This is a genomic window from Clostridium sp. CM042, assembly GCF_055080995.1.
Genome location: NZ_CM143646.1, coordinates 421,322 through 436,723 on the forward strand (window position 1 = coordinate 421,322; position 15,402 = coordinate 436,723).

13 protein-coding genes and 1 pseudogene are annotated in these 15,402 nt (G+C 32.8%); 10 read left to right on the forward strand and 4 right to left on the reverse strand.

The genetic code is table 11. The features are described 5' to 3' along the window. The first annotated feature begins 24 nt into the window (after window positions 1-24). The 5 genes and pseudogenes from ACWJJ7_RS02175 to ACWJJ7_RS02195 all read left to right on the forward strand — a co-directional run. Window positions 25-747 (forward strand): response regulator transcription factor, encoded by a 723-nt coding sequence (locus tag ACWJJ7_RS02175; protein ID WP_462963731.1) that lies wholly within the window; start codon window positions 25-27, stop codon window positions 745-747. Continuing rightward, the gene (locus tag ACWJJ7_RS02180) at window positions 740-2,128 is read left to right on the forward strand and encodes a HAMP domain-containing sensor histidine kinase (protein WP_462963732.1); all 1,389 of its coding nucleotides are present in this window, start codon (window positions 740-742) and stop codon (window positions 2,126-2,128) included. The genes ACWJJ7_RS02175 and ACWJJ7_RS02180 overlap by 8 nt, the downstream gene beginning before the upstream one ends. A gap of 112 nt (window positions 2,129-2,240) precedes the next feature. Continuing rightward, a complete protein-coding gene (locus ACWJJ7_RS02185) occupies window positions 2,241-2,810 on the forward strand; it encodes a TetR/AcrR family transcriptional regulator (protein ID WP_462963733.1) in 570 nt (189 codons plus the stop codon). Between the two features lie 85 nt (window positions 2,811-2,895). After that, window positions 2,896-4,353 carry an MDR family MFS transporter gene (locus tag ACWJJ7_RS02190; protein WP_462963734.1) on the forward strand — a complete coding sequence of 486 codons (1,458 nt, stop codon included), beginning with the start codon at window positions 2,896-2,898 and terminating at the stop codon, window positions 4,351-4,353. A gap of 213 nt (window positions 4,354-4,566) precedes the next feature. After that, window positions 4,567-4,911, forward strand: a pseudogene (locus tag ACWJJ7_RS02195) (VOC family protein); the annotation flags it as partial. A 44-nt stretch (window positions 4,912-4,955) separates the two neighbouring features. On the opposite strand, the gene ACWJJ7_RS02200 reads toward ACWJJ7_RS02195, so the two are convergent. Together ACWJJ7_RS02200 and iscB are read right to left on the reverse strand one after the other, a co-directional pair. Next, entirely contained in the window at window positions 4,956-5,717 is a 762-nt protein-coding gene (locus ACWJJ7_RS02200) for a YdcF family protein (protein WP_462963735.1), read from the reverse strand. A gap of 68 nt (window positions 5,718-5,785) precedes the next feature. After that, window positions 5,786-7,030 (reverse strand): RNA-guided endonuclease IscB, encoded by a 1,245-nt coding sequence (gene iscB / locus ACWJJ7_RS02205; RefSeq protein WP_462963736.1) that lies wholly within the window; start codon window positions 7,028-7,030, stop codon window positions 5,786-5,788. A 541-nt stretch (window positions 7,031-7,571) separates the two neighbouring features. Here iscB and ACWJJ7_RS02210 point away from each other — a divergent pair. Both ACWJJ7_RS02210 and ACWJJ7_RS02215 read left to right on the forward strand, forming a co-directional pair. Further along, entirely contained in the window at window positions 7,572-8,633 is a 1,062-nt protein-coding gene (locus tag ACWJJ7_RS02210; protein WP_462963737.1) for an IS30 family transposase, read from the forward strand. Between the two features lie 144 nt (window positions 8,634-8,777). After that, complete coding sequence (locus tag ACWJJ7_RS02215; RefSeq protein WP_462963738.1) at window positions 8,778-9,191, forward strand: RrF2 family transcriptional regulator; 414 nt, start codon at window positions 8,778-8,780, stop codon at window positions 9,189-9,191. Between the two features lie 135 nt (window positions 9,192-9,326). Here the strand turns inward: ACWJJ7_RS02215 and ACWJJ7_RS02220 are convergent, their stop codons facing one another. Both ACWJJ7_RS02220 and ACWJJ7_RS02225 read right to left on the reverse strand, forming a co-directional pair. Beyond that, window positions 9,327-10,526: an FprA family A-type flavoprotein gene (locus ACWJJ7_RS02220; protein ID WP_462963739.1), complete on the reverse strand. Its 1,200-nt coding sequence runs from the start codon at window positions 10,524-10,526 to the stop codon at window positions 9,327-9,329. A 55-nt stretch (window positions 10,527-10,581) separates the two neighbouring features. Beyond that, window positions 10,582-12,489 carry an acyl-CoA dehydrogenase family protein gene (locus ACWJJ7_RS02225; RefSeq protein ID WP_462963740.1) on the reverse strand — a complete coding sequence of 636 codons (1,908 nt, stop codon included), beginning with the start codon at window positions 12,487-12,489 and terminating at the stop codon, window positions 10,582-10,584. Window positions 12,490-12,899: 410 nt separating this feature from the next. Here ACWJJ7_RS02225 and ACWJJ7_RS02230 point away from each other — a divergent pair, with 410 nt between their 5' ends. Genes ACWJJ7_RS02230 through ACWJJ7_RS02240 form a run of 3 tightly spaced genes read left to right on the forward strand, consistent with a single transcriptional unit; the run spans window position 12,900 to window position 15,345 of the window. Further along, window positions 12,900-13,592, forward strand: a complete 693-nt coding sequence (locus tag ACWJJ7_RS02230) for a response regulator transcription factor (protein ID WP_462963741.1) — start codon at window positions 12,900-12,902, stop codon at window positions 13,590-13,592. Window positions 13,593-13,601: 9 nt separating this feature from the next. Continuing rightward, a complete protein-coding gene (locus tag ACWJJ7_RS02235) occupies window positions 13,602-14,582 on the forward strand; it encodes a sensor histidine kinase (protein ID WP_462963742.1) in 981 nt (326 codons plus the stop codon). A 37-nt stretch (window positions 14,583-14,619) separates the two neighbouring features. Then, the gene (locus tag ACWJJ7_RS02240) at window positions 14,620-15,345 is read left to right on the forward strand and encodes a response regulator transcription factor (RefSeq protein WP_462963743.1); all 726 of its coding nucleotides are present in this window, start codon (window positions 14,620-14,622) and stop codon (window positions 15,343-15,345) included. The last annotated feature ends 57 nt before the right edge of the window (window positions 15,346-15,402 follow it).

Here is a 15,402-nt window from a genome sequence, read left to right on the forward strand (position 1 = left end):
TTACAAAGTATTTGGAGGTATATTATGGCAAATGAAAAAATCCTTATCATTGAAGATGATATAGACATCAGGAATATATTAAAAGATTATTTAAAGAGTGAAGGGTTTATAGTTGATTATTGTGATAATGGAGGAAATGCACTTGCTGTTTTTAACTGTTTTAATCCGGATATTATTGTTTTAGATATAATGCTTCCTGAGGTGGATGGCATCGAAATCTGCAGAATTATTAGGAATTCCTCTCTAATACCTATAATAATGCTTTCTGCTAAAAGTGGAGATATTGATAAGATTTTATCCTTAGGGGTTGGTGCTGATGATTATATAACTAAACCTTTTTCCCCCATGGAGATAATAGCTAGAATAAAAGCTCATCTTAGGAGATATAAAACCTTTTCAATTCCATTAAAAGATGTTTATCCTTCAAAGAAGTATGCTTCTGAAATAAAAGAGTTTGGTAAGTTAGCTGTAGATAGTAAAAGCTATAAAGCAACCTTTAAGGGAAAAGAGATTCACTTAACCTCCAGAGAATTTGAAATAGTAGATTTTTTATCTGATTATCCATGTCAAGTATTCTCTAAGCAGCAGCTTTATGATAATGTTTGGGGAGTAAGCGACTTTGGAGATTTAAATACAGTTGCTGTTTATGTAAACCGAATTCGCGAGAAATTTTCTTTGAACAATATTAATTTTATTAAAACTGTTTGGGGAGTTGGCTACAAATGGGAGGAAGCAATAGATGGATAGGCAAAGCATAGCTTTGAAAGTAAAAGTTTTCGCTTTATCTGTAATTGTATTAGTAGCATTTGTAATTATTTATTCAACAAATCTTATATATAATAAAAACAGCTTTTATCCTACAGTTAATAAGGGAAGACTTTTAACAAGTTCCATAAAAATAAGTGTAGAAGAAACATTAGTAAGTAATAATTCTAAATTTCCTTTGAAAACTGATTTCCCTTATACTGTTATAGATTTAAATGGAAAGGTCTTGTACTCTTCTATAAGTATTTATAAAAAAGATGCTGTAGCTAATTTAAATGAATTTATGGAGTACGATAATAAAGCTTCTTTAGCCCAGCCGGGATTAATTAAATATTCTACTCCACTAATTGTAAATAGTACTCAAATTGGTACGGCAATTTTTTTAATTCCTAAGGAGGACTTTGTATCTACTTCACCTAAGTTAGTTACATTTATAGATGTACTGCCTATTATAATATCTTTATCTACAATAATTATACTGATAATCTTCACTTATATTTTACTGAAAAAGGATATTTTATTGCCCTTAGATTCTCTTCATGAAAGTGCCCGGAGAATTTTAAACGGTGATTTCACATATGAAATTCATTATGACTATGATACAGAAATGGGTCTTTTTTGCCATGATTTTGAAGCCATGAGAGACGAGCTTAAATTTTCAAAGGAAAAGGAAATGTCAATAAAGGTAAGTGAAAAGGAGCTTCTAGCTTGCTTATCTCATGATATTAAAACCCCTCTAACTGCCATTCACGGATATGTGTCTGGTATTAAGGATGGTATTGTTAAAGATAAGGCAGGTATTGAAAAATATTGTACAATAATATTAAATAGAGTGAAAATGTTATCTAAGCTTCTAGAGGATATACTAGAACATTCAAAGGCAGAGCTTAATAAAATGGACATATCATTAGTTGAGTTCTATTGTGGTGATTTTTTTAAGGATATATTAGAAGATTTATCTGTAGAGATAACTAGCAAGGAAATTAATTTTATTTTCCCTGATAAAATACCTAACCTTTTGTTAAATGGTGATAAGAAAAGACTTTCTCAAGTAATGTACAATTTAGTTTCAAATAGTATTAAGTATTCAAGAGAAGATGGAGCCATATCAATATATTTTGAAAACACTGGTAGGTATCTTAATGTATACATAAAAGACACCGGAATAGGGATATCCTCAGCTGATATTCCTTATATATTTAGTAAATTCTACAGAGGCGAGAAATGCAGAAATCAAAATATTCCCGGCTCCGGTCTTGGTCTCTCCATTTCTAAATATATTGTTGAGGCTCATGGTGGCTTTATAAATTGCGTTGAATCTTCATTAAATGGTACGATTATTTGCTTTGGAATACCAATATAAGACCAGTAGGGATCGCTACCCAGGGGGTTATATTTTCTTGACAATATAAAAATAAAAACAGTATAATATATATAGACCAATTGTTATAATTTAAGATAGAGGATGTGAGTAGATGAATAATAAAACTGATTCAAGAGAAAAAATACTTACTACTGCTTCTAGGCTTTTTCAGCTTAAAGGTTATAATGCCACAGGCTTAAATCAAATTTTAAAGGAAAGTGGTTCACCTAAAGGGTCTCTATATTACTATTTCCCAAATGGTAAGGAAGAGCTAGCTGTAGAGGCTATAAAACTAGCAAGTGAAGCTATAGAAAAAAGTATACGAACTGCACTCGGAAAGTATTCAAATCCAGTTAAGGCTATGCAATACAATATAAAAAACATAATAGAAGAATTGAATAGTGAAGGTAAGCTTCAGGATATTTCTATTAGCTTGTTATCTTTAGAAACATATCTTTTAAGTGAGAAGCTAAGGGAGGCTTGCAACGAGGCCATTATAGTTATGGAAAATGTATATGCAGAAAAGTTAATCCAAAGTGGGTTTAATAAAGAAAAAGCTAAGGAGCTAGGTATGGTCATTAATTTAATGATTGAAGGTGCAATTACTGTGTCTGTAACTAAGAGGGAAGTTTCCTCGCTTTTAGCAGTAAGTAAAGAAGTAGAAATATTATTAAATAATTAAATTCTTATAGTATATATTTTATGTGGGAGTTATTTTGAACTAAATATATAGACTGGTCTAATTAAGAAAAAGGAGAATACAATTTATGGAATTAGAAAGAGGTAATTTTGAAAAAGATAAGAAGTATAATGTAAAAGCCATTATGGCTGTATTGCTATTTGGAGGTTTTTTATCGCTATTTAATGAAACCATACTAAATGTAGCATTACCTAAGCTTATGGAGGAAATGCATGTAACTGCTACCACAGTGCAATGGCTTGCTACTGGTTACGTACTAGTAGTTGGTATTCTTATACCAATTACAGCTTTTCTTATTCATAGCTTCAATACAAAGCCGCTATTTTTAAGTGCAATGATATTATTCTTAGCAGGAACACTATCTGCTGTATTCTCTACTTCTTTCCCGGCCCTGCTTATTTCAAGAATGATACAAGCAACAGGAACAGGAATGCTAATACCTATAATGATGAATACAGCTTTGGTAATAAATCCGCCGGAGAAACGTGGCTCAGCCATGGGCTTATGTGTCTGTGCAATTTTAGTTGGCCCAGCATTAGGTCCAATAGTCTCCGGTACATTATTACATTTTTTTAATTGGCAATCCTTATTTATAATGTTGATTCCATTATCTCTTATATCAATAATTACTGGTGCACTATTTTTAGAAAATGTTTCTGTAATAACAAAGCCTAAAATTGATTACTTGTCTATTGTACTATCAACTATAGGCTTTGCTGGAACCATATATGGTATAAGTTCTATAAATGATTTAGATGCAAGTAAATTAACTATTATTATATCCTTTGCTGCTGGAATAATAGCATTAATTTTCTTTAGTAGGCGTCAATTATCCTTAAAACAACCAATGCTCGAAATACGTGTTTTTAAGAATCCTTTATTCACGTTATGTATAATGCTTCTTGTAATTACACAGATGATACAGTTCTCCATGAATATGATACTGCCACTTATATTGCAGAATGGGTTAAACACTTCATCTTTAACCGCAGCCCTTGTTTTACTTCCAGCTGCTATAATTGACTGCTTGATTACACCAATAGCGGGCAGATTTTTTGATAGGTTTGGAGGCAAGATACTAATACCTGTTGGTTTATTTATAATATGCATTTCCATGTGGTCATTATCTCATATTGGAGTATCTACATCTGTAGAGACAATTACCATATTATATTGTTTTGTATGCTTAGGAGTAGCTTTATCACTGTCACCTAGTCAAACAAATGCACTTAATCAATTATCAAGCGCGCAACAAGCGGATGGTGTTGCTATTACAAATACAGCAATTCAGATAGCCGCAGCAATTGGCTCAACACTATTTATAGGTCTTATGACGGCAGGTCAAAACAGTTTTTTTAATAATACACGCAATGGAGATACTCTTGAAATCAAGGTACAAGCGCTATATAGCGGTTTTCGTTATTCAATGAAAGTTGCAGTTATAATTGTTGTAATTGGTTTTATACTGTCCTTATTTTTAAGATATAAAAAAAACAAGGCTAAATATATGCAACGCCAAATATAAATTAATCACTATAGTAGCCTAAAATATAAGTTACTATAGTGATTATCTTCCCAATGATAGGTTTACGCATTATAAGCTTGCTATAGATTGGAAAAACGCATTACAGTGAATACTCATGACTTAAGTCACGAGTGTTCACTTCTGTACTATAAAATCAATTATATCTGAAATAAGTTGAATGTAATATTTTAGGCAAAGCGCAATTTGGGAAAAAACTTTACATTAATAGAAGATACATACCAACCAGAACAAGATAAACGTTGGGTGGTAGTGTCTCCACCAAGTTCGTCAGGAACTACAATATTGCTTGCAAGAGCTTCCAAACCTGAACAATTATCATTTATTGGGAATCAGGCAGGAGGACGAGTTTTCCTATTCCTTGGAACAGATGATTTTTGGAGAGACTATAACGAAATGATAGTAGAAGATATAGAATTCGTAAGAGAACCTAAAGAACAATCATAGGGTACAGTTGCAGTATTCAAAGATTTATACGGCAACTTATGGGATTTGGAGCAGTTTAAAGAGAACCATCCAATTGCTCAACGAGTAAAATAATTATAATCATAAAAATTATGAATTTGAGAATTCTTAGTCCATAATTATCTATCAAAAATAAATGAATTTATTACGGCTAAATACTCCCGAACAAAACAAGTAGGCACCAGAATTGGATGAAGTGGTGCAGGATACCCATATACTTTTAATCCCTGCCTTTCTGCTAAGAACTTAGCTCTAAACATATGGAAATTATTTGTAACAATAGTTACTTCTATATTTTCTTTTTTATCTAATCCTTTTAAAAGCGCTGCCGTAAATTTAAAGTTTTCTAAAGTATCGGTTGACTTTTCCTCCTGTATTATCTGCTCTTTTGCCACTCCATGCTTTATTAAAAATCTTTTCATAGCCGCTGCTTCCGTAATACTTTCACCAGGACCTATTCCACCTGAAACCACTACCTTAACATTAGGATTTAATTTAATATATTCTAAACTGGCATAAAGCCTTTGATAAAGTGCCGTTGAAGGAACTTCTCCTCTAATACCAGCCCCTAAAATAACTAGATAATCCGTTTTTTCTCTATGCTTTGATATAGCTGATTGAATTATGCAACCTTCAATAAATACAAAAGAAGCTAGTCCTATAAAAAAGCATATTTTTATCGCTGTTCTAATCTTTCCTGGTTTTATTAAAATATATTCACTTTTGCTTTTCCGTTTAATTAATCCTAGGGATATTAATAATACTCCGAGGCCTAGATAAAATTCTGCAAAAGTTACTCTCCCGCCAAATATTATAGTTCCTATAAAATAGACTTCACATAATACACCTAAAACTACATAAACATTGCCCTTATTTTTCATATTTTTGTAGCAAGGATACTCCCACTTCTAAAGCGGGGGAGGAATTGCTACTTGCTGATAAGCAACTCTCAACCTTGCTTTACCTCCTTTCTATTTTCTATTAATAAACTTTTTGAACTTTGTAACAATTTAAGTTCTGAAAATTTCGCACTCTTGTGGATTGAAGTACCATCTAATAACCTTATATCAAAATATCCAGTTGAACGTCTTCCAAATACAAAGCATTCAATATCTTTAAATAACACCTTATCAAATAGTCTGAAACCTTTTACCTCATAAGGTGATTGATTGTTTTTTCTTATTCCACCTTTTAGAATTTTAGCTTTGTGTATTTGTCTATTATGTTTTCTTACTTGTTTGATGTAATACCAATAGTCTAAAGATTTAGCCAATGGATTTCCAGTTATACATTTTGCATCTATTCTATGAGTTTTATGCAAATTGTTTATTATTCTAACATTCTTAGTTATATATCCATAAGAATTTTTCAAATTGGAATATATTCCTTTAAGTCTATTATAAAAAGTCCACCTCATTATCCCCATAAAAGTAGCATCTCTAAAACTTTGACATTTTGCAAATTTAACTTTTAATTTCCCTAAGTGATAATTGTTGTGACATTCTTTACATAATGTTATAAGATTACTAGGACTATCTCCACCAGTTTTTCTACTTTCTATATGATGAACATTAAGTATTTTGTTAGTACAACCTTTTTTACCATGACATTTATGGTTATCTCTAAATAATACATATTCTCTTATATTCCAAAAATCCATCATTTCACCTTGTTGATATTCTTCCCCTTGTATATTAGGATTTTTAATTTTTTGGATATCAAAACTAGCTGTTTCAACTATTATTTTGGTTATAGGCAAAATATTATGCAATTTATTGACTATTCTAATATGAGTATCTATTCTATTTTCTATTGAAGGAGCTAACCAACCTTTATGTTTAGAACTAACTCTATTTAGAAATCTAGCTTTCCTATATCTAGTTTTTCTATTTCTCCTAGTCCTCCTGTATTGTCTTCTATCTGCTAATAATTTTACTATATCAGTTCTTAACTGTAGTTCTGCTGAATATAATTCTTTTTCTTTTGTAGTAGCTGATAACCCAATATATTTACTTCCTGCATCTACTCCTAAAGTTATTTCTTGTTTATAATTACTAGAACCGTATAAAAGTTGAATTGTAAAAGGTTCTCTTTTGATTACTTTTGCTTTATTTGTTTTCAATAATTTTCTTGATTTTTGTGGTTTGCAAGGCATTAAAGCCTTTCCATCTTTGTTAATAACGTAAACTAACATTTAAGTTTACCTCCTTTCAGAGTTGTTAACCTTAGACAATGTTATCTAAACTTTTTACACTTAATACACTATTCCTACCCTCAGAATTGTTTAATATTAAGCAATAGAGCTACAAACTAGGTTAAATATTCGTAGGTATTATGATTTAGATAGCGTAGTAATTTAACACTTAGTCTAGTCAATCAAGGCTTAGAGTTTTATCTCCAAGCTCCACTTCTATAAGTGGGGGTTATTGACGATATCTCCTAGCCTGCTGTGTGCAGATAACACTTTTATTTATATAATATCATAAGTTGTCATATAAACGGTGTAATATTTATAACAATGTTACTCTGAAACTTAAAATGCTTTCATGTTTTTAACTTTGACCTTATTAATAGCAAACATTATGTCATCAGCATATGATGGAAGGAGTCATTATTGATTATACAAGGCTAAGTTGTAAAATGAAATGACCATAGAACAAAAAATAAAGACTCAAGAGAAAAAATCTTGTACAATGTTAAGTGACTAAACCAACACAAGTACAGGAGGATTTCAAATGAGTCAATTAAATTTTATCACAGAAAACAAAAAAGGTAAACACCTAACATATGAGGATCGTATAAAGATAGAGACATTATACAAAATGGGGCTAAATTCAAGCTGTATTGCGGAGCAAATAGGTGGACGTTCAGAGCGTACAATAAGGCGTGAAATTGCTAAAGGAATAGTAGAATTATTGAATAGTGATTTAACCACTCGAATGGAATATAGCGCAGAAATTGGGCAGTCAGAACATGACAGACAAGGCACAGCAAAAGGGCCTGCATTGAAAATAGGGAAAGATCACAAATTGGTGAAGTACTTAGAAAAAGCCATTGGTAAATATGGCGAATCTCCGTATGCAGCTATTCAAAATATAATAAATAAAGATCTACAATTCGAAACAACTATTTGCTTCAAAACTGTGTATAACTATTTGGATAATAATTTATTCTTAAACATAAGTAACAAAGATCTGCCTGTTAAAAAGAATGCCAAAAAGAGAAACTATAAAAAAATAAGGCCGGCGTATAACAATACCAAAGGGACAAGCATATCAGAAAGACCTACAGCGGTAGCTGCACGTGATGAGATAGGGCACTGGGAAATGGACACCGTAGTAGGAAAGCAGGGTACAAAGACTGTATTAATGGTGTTAAGCGAAAGAGTAACTCGCAAGGAGTTAATCTTTAAAATACCTTCTAAATCACAGGTCGCTGTTGTGAAGGAATTGGACAAATTGGAGCGTAAAATGGGAATGGCATTCTCAAAAACATTTAAAACAATCACCTGTGATAACGGCTGTGAGAACCTTGATTTCGAGGGTATTGAGACCTCAGTAAGGAATAAACGAAAGAGAACTAAAGTATATTATGCCCATCCATATAGTTCATGGGAACGAGGCACAAACGAGAATATCAATAAAATGATACGACGATTTATCCCAAAAGGTGTGGATATTTCAGCATTCTCTAAAAAACAAATTATGCAAATACAGCACTGGATCAACAATTATCCAAGAAGGATTTTTAACGGTCTATCTGCTAATATGATGGAACAGAAAACCATTATAACTTAACATTATATTTTTCTTGAAAATTTCGGACATTTTATATTGCAATCTACATTTCTTGTAATTTAGGAGAAAAACTATTGACAAAATAGGGTAAACGTTTTAAGATAAAACTATACCAAATGAATATACTTTAGGGAGAAATACAATATGAAAATAACACAAGAAGCAGATTACGCTCTTAGAGTAGTAATTTACTTATGCAAATTAGGCTATGGTGAAAAGATAGAGGCAAAAGTAATTTCAGAAAAAGAGGGTATACCGCTAAGATTTCTTTTAAAACTTTTGAGAAAACTTATTCAAGCAGATATTCTAAGATCTTATAGGGGAGTCAAGGGTGGATATGCTATAAATAAATTGCCAGAACAAATAACGTTAAAAGGTGTTATAGAAGCAATAGACGGTCCAATATGTGTCAATAGATGTGTAATTGAACCAAGCTTTTGTAATTTGAATAAAAGTGGTGTATGCATTGTGCATAGAGCTATGGCAAAAGTACAAAAGAATTTAAACGCGGAATTAGAAAGTATAAATTTTAAGCAACTAGTAGAGGGAGAAGTTTAGGTATGCATGACTAAGCGTACCAATGAAACTATACCGGAAAGGTGTAATATAAATTTAATATTAATATGTACATCAAAAGGGACCTGCTCATGAATTTTACCCATGAGCAGGTCCCAAATTTATATTTTTCTAAAATTACTTCATTGACTCGATAATGCTATCAGCAACGGCATCCATTGAATCCGCATCATCTTCTTTCATGCTGGAGTTCAATGACATCTCATTGTCTAAAATAGTCATTTCTTTCATCTCATCCAAAAGTTGACGCATCAATTTGCCGGATTGAGGAGCCCATGAGCCATTTTCTATAAGAGTGAAAGTTCTTTTTTGAAGATTTAATGATTTCATATCCATTATATAATTAAGCATCGGTGGATAAATCTTCAAATTGTAGGTTACAGAAGCAAGAACCACATGACTATATTTGAATGTCTCAGAAATCAAATAGGAGACATGAGTTTTTGAAACATCATACATAACCACATTCGTCATTCCCTTTTCCACAAGCCTTGTTGCCAAATCGCTTGCAGCAGCCTCCGTATTGCCGTACATTGTTCCATAAACGATCATTACGCCATTTTCCTCAGGCTCATACCTGCTCCACTTGTCGTACTTATCTAAGAAGTACCCCAAATCATTACGCCATACCGGTCCATGTAGCGGGCAGATGATCTTGATGTCGAGAGTGCCCGCCTTCTTCAAAAGATTCTGAACATGAGGACCATACTTTCCTACAATGTTTGTATAATATCTTCTGGCATCGTCAATCCAATCGCGGTCAAAGTTCATTTCGTCATTAAACAGCTGACCATCTAAGGAGCCGAAAGAGCCGAAGGCGTCAGCGGAAAATAGTACTCCATTTGTAGTATCAAATGTCACCATAGCTTCTGGCCAATGTACCATTGGAGCAGCCACAAATGTAACGTTATGTTTACCAAAGGACATTGTATCGCCTTCACTAACTTCTATTACTTTGCCATCAGTGCAGAAACCGAACTGATGCATGAACAAGGAAGCTTTTTGGGTGCATACAATTTTCACATCCGGATAACGAAGAATAATCTCTTCAATGCATGCTGCATGATCAGGTTCCATATGGTTAATTACCATATAATCTAAAGACTTGCCTTTTAGGATCGATTGAATATTCAGAATGAACTGACGGCAAATTGACCAGTCTACTGTATCAAAGAGTACTGTCTTCTCGTCCATTAGCAAATATGAGTTATAAGAAACTCCTCGTGGAATTGGATGAATGTTTTCGAAAAGGGAAAGGCGACGATCGCTTCCACCAACCCAATAAAGATCCTCAGTTATATTTCTAACACAATACATATATATAATCCTCCTTTATACTAAAAACACATTGTTATATTTAATTATTTAAAAATTAGACTTCTATAAACATATTTTTTTCTTCATAACAAGAAGGGCAAGTCCATTCTTCAGGTATGTTTTCAAAGAGAGTGCCTTCAGCTATTTCGCCTTCGGGATCACCCATACCAGGATCGTATTCATAACCGCATCCGTTACATACATAATGTTTCCAAGTTGGAGTAACTTTCTTAGGAGCGGTCGACTTCATCTTCACCATTGGTGGAGCCTCTTTCTTTGCTTCTCCATTATCTAAAGCGGCAGTTAGTAATGGTAATATCTCCATTAAATCGCCAACGATACCGTAGTCTGAGTTTTTAAAAATTTTCGCTTTGGAATCAATATTTATAGCAACTATTGTAGCAGCATCCTTTATGCCCTTCAAATGCTGACCTGCACCTGAAATACCACAAGCAATATAAAGATTTCCTTTAAATTTTTGACCAGACATACCAACATAACGATTGAGTGGCAAATATTTAAGCGTTTCAGCTACTGGACGCGAAGATCCTATAGCTGCACCAGCTTGAACTGCCAAGTCTTCTATAAGCTTCATATTTTCTTTTGCCCCTATACCTAGTCCTACGCTGACTACTCTTTCAGCCTTAGTTATAGGAGTGTCCATTGGAATTCCAACTGTAAAATCATATTTATCTGCCTTAAGAGCTTCCACAAGAGCATGTACCCTTTCACTCGCAGTTCCTTCATTGAAAATCACTTTCTTGCGGTAACCTGTAGCGGGTCCACGCTTAGCAGCTTTACCTGCACGCTCATTTTTTGGCATCTTGCCTATGATATGAGCAGCGATAACGACACGTTGAATCTCATTAGTTCCTTCATATATTGTACAAATTTTAGCATCTCTGTAAGCACGCTCAACTTCCATACCTTTCAAATAGCCGTTTCCACCAAATATTTGAAGAGCGTCGTTCACAATCTCAAGGCAAACGTCTGAAGCGTATTGTTTCGCCATAGCAGCTTCCATACTATAATTCTCATGATTTTCTTTAAGCTCTGCTGCACTGTAAATAAGTAATCTAGCTGCTCTAAGTTTTGTCGCCATATCAGCCAACTTAAAAGAGATAATCTGTTGCTGACAGATAGGTTTACCAAATTGAACCCTTTCTTTTGAGTACTCTAAAGCATTTTCATAAGCGCCTTGAGCTATTCCTAGAGCCTGAGCTGCAATACCAATACGACCACCATCCAAAGTTGCCATAGCAATCTTGAATCCGTCACTTTCATTACCTAGTAGATTTTCCTTAGGGACTTTCACATCATTGAATATTAGCTCTGCAGTTGCAGATGATCTAATACCCATCTTGTCGTAATGCTTACCGAAGGTAAATCCTTCTGTGTCTTTTTCCACAATAAATGCACTTATACCATGAATACCTATATCCGGTGTAGTAATTGCAAAAACAACGTAAATATCAGCCTTACCAGCATTTGTGATGAAGATTTTTTCACCATTCAAAATGTAATTATCTCCATCGAGTACTGCAGTGGTTTCCGTACCACCAGCATCACTACCAGCATTTTCTTCGGTGAGACCGAATGCGCCAATTTTCTCTCCCTTTGCCAATGGAACCAAGTATTTTTGTTTCTGCTCATCTGTTCCGTAGGCAGCAATTGGGTATGTACCCAAAGATGTATGAGCGGAAAGAATTACGCCTGTACCACCATCCACTCTTGATAATTCCTCGACGGCAATTGCATAGCTCATTACGTCCAGACCTGCTCCGCCGTATTCTTTTGGATATGGGATCCCCATCATCCCCATTTCACCTAACTTATTAATTGCTTCCGTAGGGAATTTATTTTCCTGATCCAACATAAATGCAATAGGTTTAACTTCCTCTTCTGCAAATTCCCTGATCTTTGTCCTCAAATTTTCATGTTGCTGCCTAGTCTTAAAAAACATAAATATACCTCCTTTTAATTAATGCGGTTTCATGAATGTCATTCTGTGAAATCTGTAAACCATACTAGTGAATATCTTTTTAAAAGTACACCTAAACCGTATACTTTTAGTATATACATAAAAGATATACATTACAAGCTTAATTCTAACCTTTTTTTCGTCATGATTCCCCATAAAAACGTGTTGTTTGTTATAAGGGTATAAGCCTTTAATTTTCTTAAGGCTACTCTGGAATGGCTGTTAGGAGTCATTCTAGTTTGCAGTAATTATCAGGTTTTAGACATTATATCTATTTATAAAGGGTTAGGAAAATTTTATGTGACACCATAATATTATTAGTGGTAAACTAAAAGTATGCACGGATTTCATTAACAAATGTTTTTAAAATATTAAACTAGGGAGAAATAAATATGAAATACAAAATATATATTGTAGAAGATGATTTATCAATAAGTACTTTATTACAAGAATACATAGCTAAGTATGGGTTTGAGGTAACAGTAGTAAAAAACTTTGAAGAAATAATGACAGGCTTTAATGAGTGTAATCCAGACTTAGTATTATTAGATGTTAATTTACCTAAATTTGATGGATTTTGTTGGTGCAGAAAGATAAGACAACAATCAAAGATTCCTATAATATTTATATCTGCAAGGGATAGCGGAATGGACCAGGTTATGGCCTTAGAGAGTGGAGCAGATGATTATATAACCAAACCATTTTATTTTGATGTTGTTATTGCAAAGATCAAAAGTCATATAAGAAGAGCCTTTGGAGATTATGCACCTAAGGTAGAGGAAAGAATAGTTGAGGCCTATAGTCTTAAGTTCTACCCAGAAAGGTCAGAAGTAGAATTTAATGGTGAAAAATTAATTATCACTAAAAGGGAAGGCGTACTACTAGAATGTCTTATGGAAAAGTATCCCAAGGTAGTTAGTAGAGATTTCCTTTTAGAAAAAATATGGGATGATATTGAGTTTGTAGAGGAAAACACATTAAGTGTAAATATTAGTAGAATAAGAAAAAGGTTGCAGGGTCTAGGAATAGATATGGGTATAGAGACTATAAGAGGAGCAGGTTATAGATTAAATAAAACCTGGTAGTGGAATGATGTGAAATTATTTTTAAAGGATAATAGAGGTTATATTTTTATATGTTTATTAAGTGTAGCTCTTACCGTTATGTATTGTAATACTATGGGTTTTATAGAATTCGGTGAAATCATTTATATATTGGTATTTAATACATTTATTCTGGTATGCTTTTTAGCTTTTAGATATTATCAAAATAGACAGTTATACAAATTGTTAAAAAATGGATTAGCTTGTCTGAATGATGCTTTCTTGGAACTTGATAGTTCGGATTTGAGTCAAAATATTTCTGAAATATTAAAGAAACAACATAATTTATATCAAGCTGAAATACAAAAGTGTAACAAGAATCATAATGAGCATTTAATTTTTATAAATCAGTGGGTACATCAAATGAAGACACCTCTTTCTGTAATACAACTTCTCCTTCAAGAATACGCGGGAGAAGAAAAGGCTCAAGATATAGAAGAAGAGGTTAATAAATTAAATAAAGGTTTAAATATGGCAATGCATTTTGCAAGGATAGATTCTTTCCAAAACGATTTCGTAGTAGAGCGAATTTCTTTGAGGCAGTTAGTTCTTGATACAGTGAATGAAGAAAAGAAGATTTTTATAAAAAATAGAATAATCCCTAGAGTTGAAATAGATGAAGATATTGAAGTATATAGTGATGTAAAGTGGATAAAGTTTGTATTAGATCAACTTATTATTAATGGTGTAAAGTATTCAAAAGGCACGGGAAAAGAATTGATTATAAAGGCATGGAAAGATGGAAAAGAAATTAAATTAAGTGTTATTGATGAGGGGATAGGAATCCCAAGGAAAGATATTAAAAGGGTATTTGACCTATTTTTTACTGGAGAGAATGGGCGTAGATATGGAGAGTCAACGGGTATGGGATTATATATAGCCAAAGAGGTATGTGTAAATTTAGGCCATAAAATAGAGATAGAATCTACTGTGCATGAAAGAACAGTGGTTACAATAAGATTTACAAAATGAAAAATAGCTTTATATATAGATTATAATGGGGTGGAATATGGATAAAAGAGCTAAGATTTTAGTAGTTGAAGATGAAAATGATGTTAATAAATTACTTTGTAGTATTCTTGAAAATAAGGGTTATAGAGCTCGCGCAGCTTTTTCAGGGACAGAAGCTTTAATGTGTGTAGAAAATGAACGTTGGGATATGATTTTATTAGATTTGATGATCCCAGGGATTAGTGGAGAAGAAGCTATATTAAAAATTAGAGAAATCACAAAAGCTCCAATAATTGTAGTAAGTGCAAAAACATTTAAAAAGACTAAGATAGAATTATTAGAAAGTGGAGCTGATGATTTTATTTGTAAGCCATTTGATCCAGATGAAGTGGTTGCAAGAGTAAATTCTAATTTGAGAAGATATTTAGAATTTTTCACCGATGAGGGAAAGAAAAATAGAGATAATATTTTGTGTTATAAAGATATTAGTTTAAATATAGAAAGTAAGGAAGTAAAAGTGGGACAAACTATTCTTACGTTAACTGCAAAAGAATTTGCATTACTAGAACTATTATTAACAAATCCCAATAAGGTATACAGTAAATCTAATATTTTCGAAAGTATATGGGGAGAAGAATTTTTGGGTGATGATAATACTGTAAATGTACATGTTAGTAGATTAAGGAATAAGCTATCTAGTGCAAATAATAGTGAAGATTACATAGAAACAATTTGGGCTATGGGGTATAAATTAAGAAAAATTAAGACTTTTGAAAGACTTTAGCAAAGTTTTCTTATGAAACATTAGTTATGATAAAATAATGATTCATAAGGAGGTAAT